The 17,565-nt window shown below is 39.0% G+C and carries 12 protein-coding genes; 11 read left to right on the forward strand and 1 reads right to left on the reverse strand.

What is annotated here, in order from left to right:
• Positions 1 to 208 precede the first annotated feature (208 nt).
• The 8 genes from BXY58_RS07085 to BXY58_RS07115 all read left to right on the forward strand — a co-directional run bounded on the left by BXY58_RS07085 (position 209) and on the right by BXY58_RS07115 (position 10,304).
• Positions 209 to 1,906: a ribulokinase gene (locus tag BXY58_RS07085; protein ID WP_120213125.1), complete on the forward strand. Its 1,698-nt coding sequence runs from the start codon at positions 209 to 211 to the stop codon at positions 1,904 to 1,906.
• Between the two features lie 163 nt (positions 1,907 to 2,069).
• Positions 2,070 to 2,264 (forward strand): hypothetical protein, encoded by a 195-nt coding sequence (locus BXY58_RS16905; RefSeq protein WP_170144206.1) that lies wholly within the window; start codon positions 2,070 to 2,072, stop codon positions 2,262 to 2,264.
• A gap of 161 nt (positions 2,265 to 2,425) precedes the next feature.
• Entirely contained in the window at positions 2,426 to 3,124 is a 699-nt protein-coding gene (locus BXY58_RS07090; protein WP_120213127.1) for an L-ribulose-5-phosphate 4-epimerase, read from the forward strand.
• Between the two features lie 143 nt (positions 3,125 to 3,267).
• Positions 3,268 to 4,764 (forward strand): L-arabinose isomerase, encoded by a 1,497-nt coding sequence (gene araA / locus BXY58_RS07095; protein WP_120213268.1) that lies wholly within the window; start codon positions 3,268 to 3,270, stop codon positions 4,762 to 4,764.
• Positions 4,765 to 4,784: 20 nt separating this feature from the next.
• Entirely contained in the window at positions 4,785 to 5,945 is a 1,161-nt protein-coding gene (locus tag BXY58_RS07100) for an aldose epimerase family protein (RefSeq protein ID WP_120213128.1), read from the forward strand.
• Positions 5,946 to 5,948: 3 nt separating this feature from the next.
• Positions 5,949 to 7,676: a sodium:solute symporter family transporter gene (locus BXY58_RS07105; protein WP_120213129.1), complete on the forward strand. Its 1,728-nt coding sequence runs from the start codon at positions 5,949 to 5,951 to the stop codon at positions 7,674 to 7,676.
• 70 nt (positions 7,677 to 7,746) lie between these two features.
• Positions 7,747 to 8,391: a 3'-5' exonuclease gene (locus BXY58_RS07110; RefSeq protein WP_120213131.1), complete on the forward strand. Its 645-nt coding sequence runs from the start codon at positions 7,747 to 7,749 to the stop codon at positions 8,389 to 8,391.
• A 5-nt stretch (positions 8,392 to 8,396) separates the two neighbouring features.
• A complete protein-coding gene (locus tag BXY58_RS07115) occupies positions 8,397 to 10,304 on the forward strand; it encodes a DUF294 nucleotidyltransferase-like domain-containing protein (RefSeq protein WP_120213133.1) in 1,908 nt (635 codons plus the stop codon).
• Positions 10,305 to 10,306: 2 nt separating this feature from the next.
• Here BXY58_RS07115 and BXY58_RS07120 read toward each other — a convergent pair whose 3' ends face one another.
• Entirely contained in the window at positions 10,307 to 10,993 is a 687-nt protein-coding gene (locus BXY58_RS07120; RefSeq protein ID WP_074235334.1) for an NUDIX hydrolase, read from the reverse strand.
• 542 nt (positions 10,994 to 11,535) lie between these two features.
• Here BXY58_RS07120 and BXY58_RS07125 point away from each other — a divergent pair.
• The 3 genes from BXY58_RS07125 to BXY58_RS07135 all read left to right on the forward strand — a co-directional run bounded on the left by BXY58_RS07125 (position 11,536) and on the right by BXY58_RS07135 (position 17,491).
• The gene (locus BXY58_RS07125; RefSeq protein WP_120213135.1) at positions 11,536 to 13,905 is read left to right on the forward strand and encodes a glycoside hydrolase family 127 protein; all 2,370 of its coding nucleotides are present in this window, start codon (positions 11,536 to 11,538) and stop codon (positions 13,903 to 13,905) included.
• An 8-nt stretch (positions 13,906 to 13,913) separates the two neighbouring features.
• Positions 13,914 to 15,824, forward strand: a complete 1,911-nt coding sequence (locus BXY58_RS07130; protein ID WP_120213137.1) for a sialate O-acetylesterase — start codon at positions 13,914 to 13,916, stop codon at positions 15,822 to 15,824.
• Positions 15,825 to 16,036: 212 nt separating this feature from the next.
• Complete coding sequence (locus BXY58_RS07135; RefSeq protein WP_120213139.1) at positions 16,037 to 17,491, forward strand: MFS transporter; 1,455 nt, start codon at positions 16,037 to 16,039, stop codon at positions 17,489 to 17,491.
• The last annotated feature ends 74 nt before the right edge of the window (positions 17,492 to 17,565 follow it).

A 17,565-nucleotide genomic window follows, 5' to 3' on the forward strand; every position in this document is an offset into this window, starting at 1 on the left:
ATAAATAAAGGAAAAATTAAAATTAAGTGTAAATATTACATTTATTTAAAATAGAATCTTATATTTGTTTTTAGCTCTTAAACAGAAAAACGGAGAATTCTTTAAGGTAAATGAAAACTTAATGAAAAATCTTTGTAGAATGTAATCCATTGCATCAATTATTTTAAAAAGAGCTAAAAACAATAATCAAAATAAATCACTTTCGTTAATGAAAAAATACGTTATCGGCTTAGACTACGGAACAGACTCTGTTCGGGCCGTTTTGATTGATACGGAAAACGGGGCAGAACTGGCAACTTCCGTAAGCTACTATAAAAGATGGAAAGAAGGAAAATTCTGCAAACCGGAAGAAAACCAATTTCGTCAGCATCCGCTCGACCATATCGAAGGCTTGGAAAAAACCATTTCAACCGTTGTCAAAGAAAGTGGCGTTGCGCCCGAAAATATCGCCAGTATTTGTATAGATACGACGGGTTCGTCACCGCTTCCCGTGAATAAGGATGGAATTGCCTTGTCACTTTTGCCTGAATTTTCAGAAAATCCGAATGCAATGATGGTGTTGTGGAAAGACCATACTTCCATTGATGAAGCCGAAGAAATCAATCATCTGGCAAGAAACTGGGGTGGTGAAGATTATACAAAATTTGAAGGCGGAATCTATTCTTCCGAATGGTTTTGGGCAAAAATTCTTCACATCAACAGAGAAGATGAAGCCGTTAAAAATGCCGCATACAGCTGGATGGAACATTGCGATTACCTCACATTTTTACTTTCCGACAACCAGAGTTTAGCGACATTTAAAAGAAGCCGTTGTGCAGCGGGTCACAAAGCAATGTGGCACGAATCGTGGGATGGACTTCCTTCCAAAGAATTTCTCGGTCAGCTGGATTCTTCACTGGCAGAACTTCGTGACAGGCTGTACGATAAAACCTACACGTCCGATGAAGTTGCCGGAAATCTGAACGAAGAATGGGCAACAAAATTGGGCTTAACAACGAATACGGTAATTGCTGTCGGAACTTTCGACGCTCATTCAGGAGCGGTGGGAGCAAAAGTAGAGAAGAATACACTAATCAGAATTATGGGAACGTCAACCTGCGATATTATGGTGGCTCCCAACGAAATCATCGGCGACAAAACAGTTAAAGGAATCTGCGGGCAGGTCGATGGTTCTGTAATTCCTGGGTTGATGGGATTGGAAGCGGGGCAATCCGCATTTGGTGATGTTTTGGCGTGGTACAAAGATATTCTGACTTGGCCGACACACCATATTTTGATGAATTCCAACGTGATTGATGAAAATCAAAAACAGTTGCTGAAAGAAGAAATAGAGAACAATATTATTCGCAATCTCACTTTGGAAGCGGAAAAAATTCCACTTTCGGAGGTTGTTCCGGTTGCATTGGATTGGATTAACGGACGAAGAACACCAGATGCCAATCAGGAACTGAAAATGGCGATCAGCAACCTTTCATTGGGAACAAAAGCACCGCATATTTTCAAAGCGTTGGTGAATGCTATTTGCTTTGGAGCCAAAAAAATCGTCGACCGTTTCGAAGAAGAAGGCATAAAAATCGAAAAAGTGATAGGAATCGGAGGCGTTGCCAGAAAATCACCTTTCATTATGCAGACGTTGGCCAACATTCTTAATATGCCGATTGTTGTTGCAGCTTCAGACCAGGCTCCGGCTTTGGGCGCAGCCATTTATGCGGCCGTTGCCGCAGGAATTTACCCGACTGTTCAGGAAGCCAGCCAAAAAATGGGTTCCGATTTCGAAGCAGAATATTTCCCACAAGTGGAAAAAGTAGAAAAATATACAGAATTTATGAAACAGTATCAGATTCTCGCAGATTTCACAGAAAACAATATCAAATCAAAGAAAAAGTTGACAGCTGACAGTCTATAGTTGATAGAGGTTAAAGCAGAAAAGCTCCGTAGGAGCGCCCTGTTAATAGCAAATATGTAAATATTGTCATCACAAAGAGAGCCTCGTAGAGGCGACCTGTTAAATATTTACATTAAGTGAAAAACCAACAACCATCAACCAAAAACTAACAACCAAAATAATTATGGCAGCTTTATCCGTCTTCCGCTCCCAATCTTTTTTTTGCCAGGGCTTTTTCCAACGCAAAAAAAGGATTTCCGCTCAAGCCGGGCTGCGTGCAATTCGGCGTTTAAAGTTTGAATACGATTATTCAATAGAGGTGGACCTTAGCCCGTCTACAAAAACCGAAAACAAATTCGGCTTTAGCCAAAATTTATAATAGGTTTTGGCTAAAGCCCGACGTAATTGAAAAAGGTAATGCCATACAAGACTATTAGGAAAACTCTTAGTCTTTGCTGAGTGAAACGCCTTTGCGAACTTAAAAACAGTTAGTAGTCAAAAAAAACTTTGCGCACTTTGCGGTAAAAAAAATTAAATAAAATGAGCATCTATAAAGAATTAAAACGAGAATGTTACGAAGCCAATATGCAACTCGATGCATTGAAGCTGGTTGTTTACACATTCGGTAACGTAAGTGCCGTTGACCGTGACAAAGGAATCTTTGCCATCAAACCGAGCGGCGTTCCTTACGAAATACTGAAACCGGAAGACATTGTGATTTTAGATTATGATGCCAATGTCGTTGAAGGAAATTTAAGACCGTCTTCCGATACCAAAACCCACGCTTATCTCTATAAAAATTGGGAAAACATCGGTGGAATCTCCCATACACACGCTATCTATTCCGTAGCTTGGGCACAGGCGCAACTGGATATTCCAATTTTTGGCACGACGCACGCAGACCATTTAACGTCAGATATTCCTTGCGCACCACCAATGCGTGATGATTTAATCGAAGGAAACTACGAATACAACACCGGAATCCAGATTCTCGACTGTTTCAACGAAAAAGATTTGTCTTACGAGAAAGTAGAAATGGTGCTCATCGGAAATCACGGACCGTTCACCTGGGGAAAAAATGCAGAGAAAGCCGTTTACAACAGCAAAGTACTCGAAACCATCGCCGAGATGGCTTATCTCACAAGGCAAATCAACCCGAATGCGCCTCGTTTAAAAGATTCATTAATCAAAAAACATTACGAACGCAAACACGGCAAAAATGCCTATTACGGACAATAATAGAATTAAATAAAGTCTGTCATTCTGAACGAAATGTAATGTAGTGAAAAATCTTTATTATAAACAAAGATTCCTCGTTCCTCGGAATGACAAACACAATATTAAACTATCAACTATCAACCAAAAACAATCAACTAAAAAATATGTTAACACCTCTCAATACGAAAGAAATCTGGTTCATCACCGGAAGCCAGCATTTATATGGCCCTGAAACATTAGCGCAAGTTGCAGAACATTCAGCGAAAATCGTGGAAGCGTTCAATGCTTCGTCGCAGATTCCTGTAAAAGTTATTTTGAAGCCAACCGTAAAAACCACAGAAGAAATCTTTGAAACACTTACAGCTGCCAACTTCGCAAAAGATTGTATCGGAATCGTAACCTGGATGCACACGTTTTCACCCGCAAAAATGTGGATTCGTGGACTGACCGCATTACAAAAACCAATGTTGCATCTTCATACGCAATTCAACCAGGATATTCCTTGGTCTACGATGGATATGGACTTTATGAACCTGAATCAGGCTGCGCACGGCGACAGGGAATTCGGTTTTATGGTAAGCCGTCTGCGCAAAAACAGAAAAGTCGTTGTAGGACATTGGGCGGAAGAAAGAGTTCAGAAACAAATTGGAGAATGGAGTAGAGTTGCCGCAGGTTGGGATGATTGGCAAGGTGCGAAGTTCGCCCGTTTTGGTGATAATATGAGATTTGTAGCCGTTACCGACGGAGATAAAGTAGAAGCGGAAACTAAATTTGGATTTTCCGTCAACACTTGGGGAATCGGGGATTTGGTAAGCGTTGTCAACTCGATTGGTGATGGCGAAATCAAAACCTTAATTGAAGAATATGAAGCTTCATACAAAATGGCAGAATCCCTTCTTTCCGGAGGTTCAAACAGAAAATCTCTGGAAGTTGCCGCAAGAATTGAATTAGGTTTGGAAAAATTCCTAAAAGATGGAAATTTCAAAGGTTTTTCCGATACATTCGAAGATCTTCACGGTTTGGAACAATTGCCCGGAATTGCTGTTCAAAGATTAATGGAAAAGGGTTACGGATTTGCCGGAGAAGGCGATTGGAAAACTGCCGCTTTGGTTCGTGCAATGAAAACAATGGGACAAGGTTTGGATGGCGGAAACGCCTTTATGGAAGATTATACATATCATTTAAATCCTTCCAATCCTTCGATTTTAGGTTCACATATGTTGGAAGTTGATCCTGTTTTAGCGGTTGACAAGCCTTCTTGTGAAATTCATCCGTTAGGAATTGGCGGAAAAGCTGACCCGGTTCGTCTGGTGTTTAATTCGAGAGGAAATATCGATTCTTTAAATGCAGCCTTAATGGATTTCGGAAATCATTTCAGACTGTTAATCAATAAAACAAAAGCATTGGAAATCACCGAAGAATTGCCAAAACTTCCTGTTGCGAGAGTTCTTTGGAAACCACTTCCTGACTTGTACACTGCAGCTGAAGCCTGGATTTTGGCAGGTGGTGCGCATCACACGTGTTATAGTGAGAACATCAGCGTTGAACAATTGGAAGATTTTGCGGAGATTGCAGGTATCGAATCGCTTGTTATTGATGAAGATACAAAAATTCGTGATTTTAAGAACACGCTTCGCTGGAATGAAATATATTATCGTTAAACTTGCAAAACTTCTAAAAAATGAGAAAAACAAGTATCAACCTGATAATTCTTTTTGCTGTTTTATGTATTTTCGGGTGCAATAAAAAAGAAAATCAATCAAAAACTCAACCGGAAACAATGGAAAACATACAGGTTTCAGATTACGGAGTCACTTCAAAAGGTGATTCCATCAAAAAATATACTTTGACCAACAAAAACGGGATGAAACTGGAAGTCATTAACTTCGGCGGAATTATCACTTCACTTACCGCTCCCGACAAGAACGGAAAGTACGAAGATGTCGTTTTAGGATTTACAAAGCCTGAAGATTATTTCAACGGAAATCCATATTATTTCGGAGCATTGATTGGCCGTTACGGAAACAGAATTGCCAATGCCAAATTTACTTTGGAAAGTAAAACCTATGACATTGATAAAAACGACGGGCCAAACAGTCTTCACGGAGGAAAAGAAGGATTCCATACCAAATTCTGGAATATTGAACCTGTAAAAGATGCAAAATTCCCGACTTTGAAACTGACTTACACCAGCGCAGACGGTGAAGAAGGTTATCCGGGAAAATTAACGACAACCGTTTTGTATACTTTGACGGACGACAACGCACTTGAAATTTCTTACGAAGCGGAAACCGATAAACCGACTGTTGTTAATTTAACTCAACATTCGTATTTCAATCTCTCAGGGAATTTTTCAAAAACAATTCTTGACCACGAATTGCAGATTAATGCGGATAAATTTACACCAGTTAATGAAACTCTAATTCCTACAGGTGAGCAAAAAGCGGTGAAGGGAAGTGTATTCGATTTCACAGCTTCAAAAGCAATTGGAAAAGATATCAATGCAGATGACGACCAACTGAAAAAAGGAAAAGGTTACGACCACAACTGGATTCTGAACGGAAGCGGATTGAGAAGCATTGCCAAAGTTTATCATCCTGAATCAGGAAGAGTAATGGAAGTTTTGACCGATGAACCGGGCGTTCAGTTCTATTCCGGAAACTTTTTGGATGGAAAATTTGATACAAAGACTGGCGGAAAAAATGAATTCAGAACAGGCTTTTGTTTAGAAACACAACATTTTCCGGATTCTCCAAACCAGGCTTCTTTCCCTTCTACGGAGTTGAAGCCGGGACAAAAATACCAGTCGAAAACAATTTACAAATTCTCAGTTAAAAAATAAAGTATGGGAAATTTAGCAACTATTGATATCATCATATTTCTGATTTATTTTGTGGTGGTAGCCGGTTACGGAATCTGGATTTATAACAAAAAAAAATCTGCAGCAACAGGCAGTAAAGATTATTTCCTTGCGGAAGGTTCACTCACTTGGTGGGCGATTGGAGCGAGTTTAATTGCTTCCAATATTTCAGCGGAACAGTTCATCGGGATGTCCGGCGAAGGATTTTTCGTGGGTGTAGCGGTGGCAGCTTATGAATGGATTGCAGCATTGGCACTTATCATTATTGCCATTTGGTTCATTCCGATTTATCTTAAAAACAAAATTTATACGATGCCGCAATTCCTGGAAACCCGTTACAACAAATCGGTTTCCCTGATTATGGCGGTGTTCTGGCTGTTTTTATATGTGATTGTCAACCTGACTTCCATTCTTTATTTGGGTGCTTTGGCGATCGATACTTTATTGGGCGGCGGTCATCTTCATATCATTATGATTGGATTGCTTCTAATGGCATTATTAATCGGTCTTGGCGGTATGAAAGTAATCGGTTACACCGACGTAATTCAGGTGGCGGTTTTGATTATTGGTGGTTTTGCGACAGTTTATATGGCGCTTCAGATTGTCGACCAGAGAATCAACGGAGCGGCTGTAGGAAATGCTTTTGCAGGTTTTCAGACCTTGATGAATGAAGCACCGCAACATTTCAAATTAATGCTTGAAAAACCTGTTAAGACAACAACTACTTTAGCAATGCCTGAAAATCTGGATGTTCAGAAATATGTGGTTTTACCGGGATTGGCAATGTATTTTGCAGGACAGTGGATTGTTAATTTAAATTATTGGGGTTGCAACCAGTACATCACGCAAAGAGCTCTGGGAGCTGATTTAAAAACGGCGAGAACCGGGATTTTATTCGCAGGATTCCTTAAATTATTTATGCCGATTATCGTTATGCTTCCGGGAATTGCAGCTTACGTTTTGTATACCAAAGGTCACTTACCTGGCTTTAACGGAGTGAAAGACGGAGCATATTCTGCAATATTAGGATTTTTGCCGGTTGGTCTGAAAGGTCTTGCAGTAGCGGCTTTGACGGCGGCAATTGTTGCTTCTTTGGCAGGGAAAGTAAACAGTATCTCAACGATTTTCACATTAGACATTTATAAAAAATATTTGAAGGCTGATGCAACGGAAATCCAGATGGTAAGAACCGGAAGATGGGCAATTATCATTGCAATGTTTGTGGCTTTGGCATTTACTTGGACAGATGCTTTGGGAATTGGTGGTGAAGGTGGATTTACCTTTATTCAGAAATATACAGGATTTATCAGTCCGGGTGTTTTTGCGATGTTCCTTTTGGGAATGTTCTGGAAAAGAACAACCGGAACTGCAGCGTTGGTAGGCGTAATTTTAGGATTCGTTCTGGCAATTTTCTTCAACAGTTTTGCTGTGGAAATTTTCGGAAAAGAAACCTGGTTATACACAGCTTTCACTTATGAAAAACTGGAAAATGGCGTAGTTCACACCATTACTGAAATTCCGTTCCTGATTAATATGGGCTGGTCATTCTTCTTCACGGTTCTGACGATGGTTGGGATAAGTCTTGCAGGTCCGAAAGTGAACCCGAAAGCATTTGCAATCGATGCATCAATGTTCAAAGTGGACAACAGAACATTGGTTTTAATTGTTGTAACATTACTTTTACTAACTGCACTTTACGTGAGATTTTGGTAAATTTAAGGTATTATAAAAAGGATGTCCTTTGAGGCATCCTTTTTTTATTTTTTATAATTTTGATTGTATTTTGAAAACCTATTTTCTTTTCATCGATACCGAAACTACAGGAATCCCGAAACGATGGAGTCTGCCTTATTCTGAGAAAGATAATTGGCCTTCCGCAGTTCAGGTGGCCTGGGTTATTTATGATGAAAATGCCCAGGAAATTAAACGTGAAAATTTTTATATTTTTAATGAGGATTTGAAAATCAGTTCGAAGTCATTGAAAATCCACGGTATTACCAAAGAATTCTTAAGTAAAAACGGACAGGAAAGAACTTTGGTTTTAGAAAAGCTTTCAACGGATATAAAAGAATTTCAACCCTTGATTACGGGACATTTTACAGAGTTTGATATTCACACACTGAGCGCCGATTTTTACAGGGCAAACCTGGAAAATCCTTTTCTGCAGAGTCATTTCTACTGCACAATGCTTAAAAGTAAAGAGTATGTTGTCAATCCGGAAGCTGATTATTTTAAACTGCCTCAGCTTTACGAGTTTCTTTTTAATGAAAAAATGGAATATCTCCACAATGCGATGATCGATGCAGAAATAACTGCAAAATGTTTTTTTGAAATCCGGAAACGGGGAGAGATTTCAGAGACCGACTTTCAGAATATTCATCGGAAAATCGAATCCGGTTTAAAGTTTTTAACCCATAGAATGAAATAACTATAATGCAGGAAAAAATTATTTCACTTTTAAAAATAACAGAACCCTTTCATCTTTTACCCGAAACCGTTCTTGCAGAAATCTCGGAAACATTCACAAGAACCGAGTTTTCCAAAGATACCTTGGTCTATCGCCAGGAAGTGACGGAAATGAGAGGAGTAGACATTATTGAATCCGGAGAATACGAAACATTTTTTTTCGATGCAGCGGAAAACAAAAGATGTATTTCGATACACCATTCGCCTTATTGTTTTGGGGGGATATCTGTGGTTCTGAACAGAGTACGTGCATTGAAATCGGCGATTGCCAAAAAGGGAACTGTTGTTTATACATTGCCAAAAAAGGAATTCTACGAGTTGTGTAACGCCTACGAAGACTTTTTCCATTATTTTACATCAGATTTTGGCAAAAAAATGCTGGATGAGGAATTTTCTCATTTTGTGAAAACCCCTGCAACGTTTGAAGAAAGTTATTTTGCGGCTGACCAGCTTTACTCAAGAAAAATAAAAGGAATTACTTATAAAAGTATCGTTTCCTGCGAAGAAAATACTCCTGTTTTTGAGGCGGCTCAAATGATGGCCACTCATAAAGTAAGCTGCATCTTTGTGAAAAAATCAGCAAGTGAGGAAATTATCGGCTATGCGACAGATATTACCTTGCGAGATAATGTTATCGCCCACTGCCTGGATTCCAGAATTGCAATTTCTGAGGTGATGGATAATCCCATTGTAAGTATTTCCAGCGACGCCTATCTTTATGAAGCAGTTCTGATGATGTTTAAAACCAAATCAAGATATCTTCTCGTAAAAGATAATGGCGAGTATGTAGGCTTTCTGAGCAGAAACCGTCTGTTGAGCGAACAGGGACAGAGTCCGCTTGTTTTTATACAATCGGTAAAACAGGCTGAAAGTGTAGAAGAACTTAAGAAAAAATGGAAGCAGGTTCCGGATATTATTACTCAATTGTTGGGAAGGGGAGTGCACGGCGAAATTGCCAGCCAGGTCATCACTACAATTGCCGATACCATTACCGGAAAAGTGATTGAAAAAGTTATCAGGCAGATAGGAAAACCTCCTGCAAAATTTGCGTTTATCGTGACCGGGAGCGAAGGTCGGAAAGAACAGACTCTAAGCACAGATCAGGACAACGGAATTATCTATGAAGATAAAGCCAATGAACACCGCGAAATGGTAAGGGAATATTTTCTGGATTTTGCCAAAAAAGTTTCGGATGATCTCAATACGATTGGATTTGAATACTGCAGAGGAAATTTTATGGCAAGCAATCCCAAATGGACCCATTCTCTTTCTCACTGGAAAAGAAATTACAACCAATGGATCGAAGAATCGGTGCCGGAAACCGCAATGAAGCTTTCCACTTTTTTCGATTTCCGTTTTATTTATGGTGAAGAAAGTATTGTGAAAGACCTGAAAAACTATATCAAGGAAAAATTAGCTTCACCCAATCAGCTGTTTTTTGCTCATATTGCCAAAAATGCTTTACAGTACGAACCGCCTTTGACTTTTCTGAAAAGAATTAAAACCCAGACCATCGGGAAATCAGAGGTTTTTGATATCAAAACTGCGATGTCGCCAATTGTTGATTTGCTTCGTGTGTATGCGTTGAAAAATCAGTTGGATATAGAGAATACCGGTGAACGAATGAAAAAGCTGACGGAAATCGGAGTTTTCACGCAACAGCAATACAATGAAATGCATCAGTCTTACTATTATCTGATGGCACTTCGACTAAAAAATCAGGCGAACCAGATCAATATTGATAAAAAGCATCCTGATAATTATATTGAAATCAGTAAACTTACCAAAATAGAGCGTGTCACTTTAATCGAAATCTTCAAAACCATTGCTAATTTCCAGCTGGGAATCAAAGTGAAATTTACAGGAAGTTTTTAAGTTTAAATCTTAAACATAAACCCTTCCGCAATTTTCTTATTGTATTTTTCTTCATCGAAAGTGTAAAGAAAAGACCCTTTTTTAGACGAGCTCATATCTTTTCCTTCCGTTTTCACAAGAATATCCAGCGCATTGATTTTGCTGATGAAATTCCGCTTGTCATACTGTTCGTTGAAGATAGCTTCGTATAAAGTCTGCAGATCTTTCATCGTGAATTTTTCCGGCAGAAGCTCAAAACCGATAGGTCGTGTGGAAGCCCTTCTTCTCAGTCTCAGAACCGCATCTTTCACCATTTCGTTATGGTCGAAAATTAAAGTCGGAAAATCCTGCAGATCAAACCATTTCGCACTGTATTTTTCATTGATCTGAATATTTTTTTCAATATTGATCAGTGCATAATATGATATCGACATAATTCTCGCCGTCGGTTCGCGGTCGATTTGAGTATAGGAATTGAGCTGTTCAAGATAGATATTTTCCAGCCCGGTAAGTGTGTTCAGGACACGCTGTGCCGCTTCATCAGAGGTTTCCTCGTCCCCGATAAAACCACCCATTAATGACCATTCTCCCATTTTCGGTTCAAAATTCCTTTGTACCAGAAGGATTTTAAGATTTTCGCCATCGAACCCGAAAATAATGCAGTCAACAGCTACCAGATGTCGTGGAAAATGAGAATAGTCTTGTGTCATCGATTATAATTTTTATGCAAAGTTAATGCTTTTAGGCTTTGATTTTACAGTTGAAACCATATAAATGTATTTTATACACTTTATTTTACTTTTTATTTTTAAAAAATCCAGATTTCATCATTTACCTTAATATTTTGGGAGCAATTAATAGCTCTGAAGCTTACATTTTATTCACTAAAAACATTAAAAACAGATGAACTCAACGTTAAAAATATGTTAAAATTAAGTTTCTTTTCATTTTAAATTTACCCGAAAACTATAGTTGAGGCTTAGTCTTAAAAATACGATAAGTTATTTATATAAATTACTGATGCCTTCAATCGGTATTCTGTATTCATTTTTATACAAGCGATTTAGCCGTATGGTTCTGATTATCGTGATTTTTAATAATCTTAATTTTTATGATAAGTCCTTGCTGTTTTCAGCTTTTTTCTAAGACTTTAAAATATACTTTTTTTTGATTCCATCGGCTTATTCTGCAAAATTCTTTGTCATATTGATTCTTTCTTTTATTTTTAGAAATGTTGAATAGACATTTATTAATGAATAAAAAATCGCTGATAGTATTTTTAGGTTTAGGTACGCTTGCTTTTGGGCAGGTGAGCAAAACAATCAGTTATTTTCCTCTGAATAAGGTTGCTTTGTCGGAAAGTGTTTTCAGCAAGGCGATGCAGATGGATAAAAACTACATTATGTCGATGGATGCCGACCGTTTACTGGCGCCCTATCTGAAAGAAGCAGGACTTAATCCTAAAAAAACAAATTATCCCAACTGGGAAAACACAGGATTGGATGGTCACATTGGCGGCCATTATATTTCAGCATTAGCGTTGATGTACGCTTCTACAGGCGATGCCAAAGTAAAACAGCGCCTCGATTATATGATTGATGAGCTGGAGCGTTGCCAGAATCTTTCAGGAAACGGCTATCTTTCCGGCGTTCCAAACGGCAAAAAAATCTGGGCAGAAATCTCGGATGGCAATATCCGCGCATCGGCTTTCGGATTGAATGACCGTTGGGTGCCATTATATAATATTCACAAAATATATTCAGGTTTGCGTGATGCCTATTGGTATGCCGACAGCGAAAAGGCAAAGAAAATGCTCATCAAGCTTACTGATTGGATGGCGGATGAAGTTTCCGGACTTTCCGATGAGCAGATTCAGGAGATGCTGAGAAGCGAACACGGCGGACTGAATGAGGTTTTTGCCGATGTTTACGACATTACCAAAAATGAAAAATATCTCAAGCTTGCGCATCGTTTTTCGCATCTGGCCATTTTAAATCCTTTGCTGATTCACGAAGATAAACTGACAGGAATTCACGCCAATACACAAATCCCAAAAGTAATTGGTTTTAAAAGGATTGCCGATTTGGAACATAATAAGGAGTGGGACAGTGCGGCAGATTTTTTCTGGACGAATGTTACGCAAAAACGTTCTGCAATTATCGGTGGAAACAGTGTCAGCGAACATTTCAATCCAACAACCGATTTCAGCGGAATGATTAAAAGCATTGAAGGTCCCGAAACCTGTAATACCTACAATATGCTGAAACTGACCAAAGAACTTTTCGCCACCAATCCAAAGTCGTCTTATCTGGATTATTACGAAAGAGCCTTGTATAATCATATTCTTTCGACGCAAAACCCTGACAAAGGCGGTTTTGTGTATTTTACACCGATGCGCCCTGGTCATTACAGGGTCTATTCACAGCCGGAAACCAGCTTCTGGTGTTGCGTAGGTTCAGGAATGGAAAACCACGCGAAGTATGGCGAAATGATTTATGCACATTTAGATAATGATTTGTATGTGAATTTGTTTATTCCGTCTGTTTTAAAATGGTCAGAGAAGAAGTTGATTCTGAGACAGGAAAATAATTTTCCACAGACACCTTCCACAAAATTAATTTTTGACCTTGCCCCAAAATCCGAAATCAATTTAAAATTAAGAGCTCCGGAATGGACGAATGCTTCACAGATAAGTGTTTCCGTCAATTCAAAAAATATCAATATTTCTGTCGATTCCGAAGGTTATATTAATATCAACAGAAAATGGAAAAAAGGCGATGTCATCGAGATGAAAATGCCGATGCATCTTTCTGCGGAACAGCTTCCGGATAATTCCGATTATTATGCGTTCAGATACGGACCCATCGTTTTGGCAGCCAAATATGGAAAAGAAAATCAGCAGGGATTGTTTGCCGATGACAGCCGTGGCGGACATATTGCGCACGGACCTCAAATTCCGTTGAATGATATTCCGACGATTTTGGGATCTTCGACAACAGTTTTGGATCATTTAAAGCCTGTTAATGAAAAAGATTTAATATTTAGAATTAACGGTCTTTATCCTCATAATAAATTTAACAAAGGATTAGAACTTGTTCCGTTTTATCAGATTCAGGAAGAGCGTTACATCATCTATTTTCCTCAGGCAACTCAGGATAAAATCGAAATCATTCAGCAGAAAAAAGCCCAGGAAGAAGAAGCTGTCCGAAAACTGGATAACATCACCATAGACAAAATTCAGTTAGGCGAGCAACAGCCGGAATCCGACCACTTTTTTGACAGCAAAGATGCTTACGATGGCTATATGGAAGACCGTCATTTCCGCGATGCTAAAGGCTGGTTCAGTTATCAAATGAGAAATAAGGCTAAAAATGCAAAATATCTTTACCTTTTGTATTTCGATGCCAATAACAATCGTACATTGAATGCTGAAATCAACGGAATTAAAACATTTTCCAAAGATTTTGAAGGAAAAATGGGAAGCTCACCACAAACATTGTTAATCCCGGTTCCCGAATCGGAAAAGAATAAAGAGACACTCACCGTAAAATTTATTTCAGGCGAAAAATCTCTGACTCCAAAAATTATTGAAGTGAGATTACTGAACGAATTACCAAAATAAAAACTAATATGTCAAATAATATTTTCACTAAAATTCTGGGCTTATTCCTCTTGATTTGCAGTCTTTGTGTTGAAGCTAAAATCAAGCTTCCTGCATTGGTTTCAGACGGAATGGTTTTACAGCGCAACCAGAAATTAAATATTTGGGGAAAAGCCGATGCCAATGAAAAAGTAGAAGTGAAATTCCTCAATAAAAGTTACAAAACCACTGCGGACCAAAACGGAAACTGGAAAATCGTGCTTCCGGAGCAAAAAGCAGGCGGTCCATACACAATGACCATCAACGAAATTACTCTGAAAGATATTTTGATTGGCGACGTTTGGCTGGCTTCAGGACAATCGAATATGGAATTGCCGATGCAAAGACTGACACCTTTGTATGCTAATGAAATCAAAAACGCAAATAATCAGAATATCAGGTTTTTCACGGTTCCTCAGAAATATAATTTCAAATCGCCACAGACCGAACTGGACGGTGGGAAATGGGAAGCTACAAATCCTCAAACCATTCTGAATTTCTCTGGTGTTGCTTATTTTTTCGCCAAAGATATCAGTGAAAAAGAAAAAGTAGCGGTAGGAATTATTCATTCCAGTTTGGGAGGTTCTCCGATTCAGGCTTGGATGGATGAAAATTCTTTGAAAAAATATCCTGAATATCTGCAAGAAGCCAAAAAATGGCAGAACGATGATTTTATAAAATCTACAGAATCCAATGAACAGGCGCTTAGCAAGGCTTGGTATGCGGAATTAGACCAAAGCGATATTGGACTCAATCAACATTGGGAAAAATTTGATTTGAATGATTCTGATTGGAAAACGATGCAGATTCCCGGTTCTTGGGAAGATAAGGAAGGTTCTTTTGAAGGTTCGGTTTGGTTCAGAAAAGAAATTACTTTAACGAAAAGTCAGGCAGGAAAATCAGCATTTTTAAATCTTGGAAGAATCAAAGATGCTGATGTAACCTACATCAACGGGACAAAAGTCGGAAACGTGACTTACGAATATCCGCCACGTTGGTACGACGTTCCAGCAGGAGTTTTAAAAGAAGGTAAAAACGTCATTGCTGTGAGAGTTTCCAACGGAAGCGGAAAAGGACAGTTCATTGCAGACAAGCCGTATTACCTTGAAGTCGACGGACAAAAAATAGATTTAAAATCCGAATGGAAATATAAAATCGGGGCAAAAGTCGACAGAATGGCTCCCGGACAAACCTTCATACGTTGGAAACCGACTGGTTTGTATAACGCGATGATTAATCCTTTAATTAATTATAATATCACGGGGGCACTTTGGTATCAGGGCGAAAGCAACACCGGAAAACCTAAAGAATATGGCGATTTGCTGACGACAATGATTACAGACTGGAGAAACAAATTCAATAACAAGGAAATGCCGTTTATCACCGTTCAGTTAGCCAATTTTATGGAGTCAAAAGCACAGCCGATAGAAAGCAACTGGGCGGAACTCAGAGACCAGCAACGTAAAGTGTCATTACAAGTTCCGAATGCCGGACTTGCTGTAATCATCGATGTTGGTGAATGGAATGACATTCATCCGCTCGATAAAAAAACAGTAGGAGACAGGCTGGCTTTGCAGGCGATGAAATTGGCTTACGGAAAAAACATCGTTGCAGACGGACCGGTTTATCAGTCGATGAAAGTTGACGGAAATAAAATCGTTCTTACTTTCAAAAAAGAAACCGATGATTTTGCGCCAGTTCCAGAATTGAAAGGTTTTGCCATCAAAAATGCCGAAGGGAAATGGGCTTGGGCAAAAGCAAAAATCGAAGGTAGAACAATTGTGGTTTGGAATGATTCGGTAACAAATCCTATTGCAGTCCGTTACGACTGGGCAGACAATCCCGATGGAAACCTGAAAAACAAAACCGGACTTCCTGCATCACCTTTCACAACGGAATAACTCAAGGCTTAAATACCTAAATTAAAATAAACTTGTTTATTTTAATTTATTTAAACATTAAGGATTTAAGAAATTTAATAATAAGTGAAAATTTAAGAAATTAACAAGTCAATTTTATTTAAGAAAAATTAAGTCTCTTAAATTCTTAATGTTTAAAAAATCTTTCTATCAGTCTATTATCTATTTATCTAAATAAAACAACCATAAACTATATGAACAATCCATCTCAGAAAATATCTGTCGTTGAAAAAATCGGCTACAGTTTGGGAGATTTAGCGGCCAATCTGGTGTTTCAGACTTTGGTGACTTACTTAGCTTACTTTTACACCGATATCTACGGATTAAAACCGGAAGACGCCTCCATCATTACTTTGATTGTCGGGCTCATTGCCGGTTTCGGGTTCAATCCTCTGGTCGGTGCTTTGGCAGACAGAACACGAACCAAGTGGGGGAAATTCCGTCCGTGGATTTTATTTTCTGCCGTTCCGCTCGGTGCAGCAGCACTTTTTGCATTCAGTACACCCAATTTTTCGTATCAGGGAAAAATGGTTTATGCAGCAGCAACTTACACAATTTTATTACTCCTGTATGCGGCTAATAATTTACCTTACGCAGCACTGAGCGGCGTGATTACAGGCGATATGGGCGAGCGAAACAGTATTTCATCTTACCGTTTTGTGGCGGTGATGTTTGCACAGTTTTTCGTTCAGGTATTTATGTTGCCAATAATTTTATCGGCAGGGAAAGGTGACAAAGCAGCCGGAATCGAAATTGTAATGACGTGGTTGGCGATTATCGGAACGATTATGTTGCTCATCACATTTTTCACCACCAAAGAAAGGGTCATTCCAAAACCGGAGCAGGAATCCTCTTTGGGAGCCGATTTAAAAGATTTAAAGAAAAACAAGCCGTGGATCATTATGTTAGTGGTTACAGCTTTGATTTTCATTACTTTGGCAATGAAAGGTGGTTCGTACGTTTATTATTTCAACAATTATGTCGATGAAACTTCTTTGAAAAATTTCATTTCGCCGATTACCGCTTTTTTCAGTTCCATCGGGATGAATTTTTTCGGTGAAGACCCTCGTTCAGCAGGTTTCGGGCTCTTCAATGCCGGCGGAATCATTATGATGATTATCGGGATTACCTTCTCAAAAAGATTTGCCGACAAATACGGGAAAAGAGACGCGTTCATCGCTTCCTTATTCATTTCTACTTTATTTATTGTTGCATTCATCTTTTATCCGCCAAAATCGGTAGGATTAATGTTCCTTTCCCAGATTCTGCACGGCTTTTTCTACGGAATCAGCACCCCATTGCTTTGGGCAATGATTGCCGATGTTGCCGACTATTCCGAGTGGAAAAACAACAGACGTGCCACAGCAATTATTTTCTCTGCAATGATGGTAGGATTAAAAGTTGGTTTAAGCATCGGAAGTTCGTTGGTTTCTTCCATTATCGGGCATTACGGCTACATTTCATCCGAAGGAACCGAAAATGTTATCCAGCCGGAATCCGTTGCAAACGGCGCTCAGATGCTGGTCAGTATTTTTCCGGCCATTCCGTTCTTTGCGGCGTGTGGATTATTAATGTTCTACGAAATCAACAAAAAAATGGAAACCCAAATCGAACAGGAACTCAAAGAAAGAAGGAAAAAAGAAGATTAATGTTGGTTTGATTATTTGGGCAGCTTAATCCGTCTTCCACTCCCGCTTTTTTGTTCCGCTTTGCTCCACAAAAA

The organism is Epilithonimonas arachidiradicis (assembly GCF_003610695.1).
GTDB classification, from domain to species: domain Bacteria; phylum Bacteroidota; class Bacteroidia; order Flavobacteriales; family Weeksellaceae; genus Epilithonimonas; species Epilithonimonas arachidiradicis.

Bases quoted from the DNA above. Each gene is read 5' to 3' on its own strand.
- BXY58_RS07120 (WP_074235334.1), bottom strand. From the start codon at position 10,993: ATGACACAAGACTATTCTCATTTTCCACGACATCTGGTAGCTGTTGAC.
- BXY58_RS07130 (WP_120213137.1), top strand. From the start codon at position 13,914: ATGTCAAATAATATTTTCACTAAAATTCTGGGCTTATTCCTCTTGATT.
- BXY58_RS07115 (WP_120213133.1), top strand. From the start codon at position 8,397: ATGCAGGAAAAAATTATTTCACTTTTAAAAATAACAGAACCCTTTCAT.
- BXY58_RS07090 (WP_120213127.1), top strand. From the start codon at position 2,426: ATGAGCATCTATAAAGAATTAAAACGAGAATGTTACGAAGCCAATATG.
- BXY58_RS07100 (WP_120213128.1), top strand. From the start codon at position 4,785: ATGAGAAAAACAAGTATCAACCTGATAATTCTTTTTGCTGTTTTATGT.
- BXY58_RS07085 (WP_120213125.1), top strand. From the start codon at position 209: ATGAAAAAATACGTTATCGGCTTAGACTACGGAACAGACTCTGTTCGG.
- BXY58_RS07125 (WP_120213135.1), top strand. From the start codon at position 11,536: ATGAATAAAAAATCGCTGATAGTATTTTTAGGTTTAGGTACGCTTGCT.
- araA (WP_120213268.1), top strand. From the start codon at position 3,268: ATGTTAACACCTCTCAATACGAAAGAAATCTGGTTCATCACCGGAAGC.
- BXY58_RS07105 (WP_120213129.1), top strand. From the start codon at position 5,949: ATGGGAAATTTAGCAACTATTGATATCATCATATTTCTGATTTATTTT.
- BXY58_RS16905 (WP_170144206.1), top strand. From the start codon at position 2,070: ATGGCAGCTTTATCCGTCTTCCGCTCCCAATCTTTTTTTTGCCAGGGC.
- BXY58_RS07135 (WP_120213139.1), top strand. From the start codon at position 16,037: ATGAACAATCCATCTCAGAAAATATCTGTCGTTGAAAAAATCGGCTAC.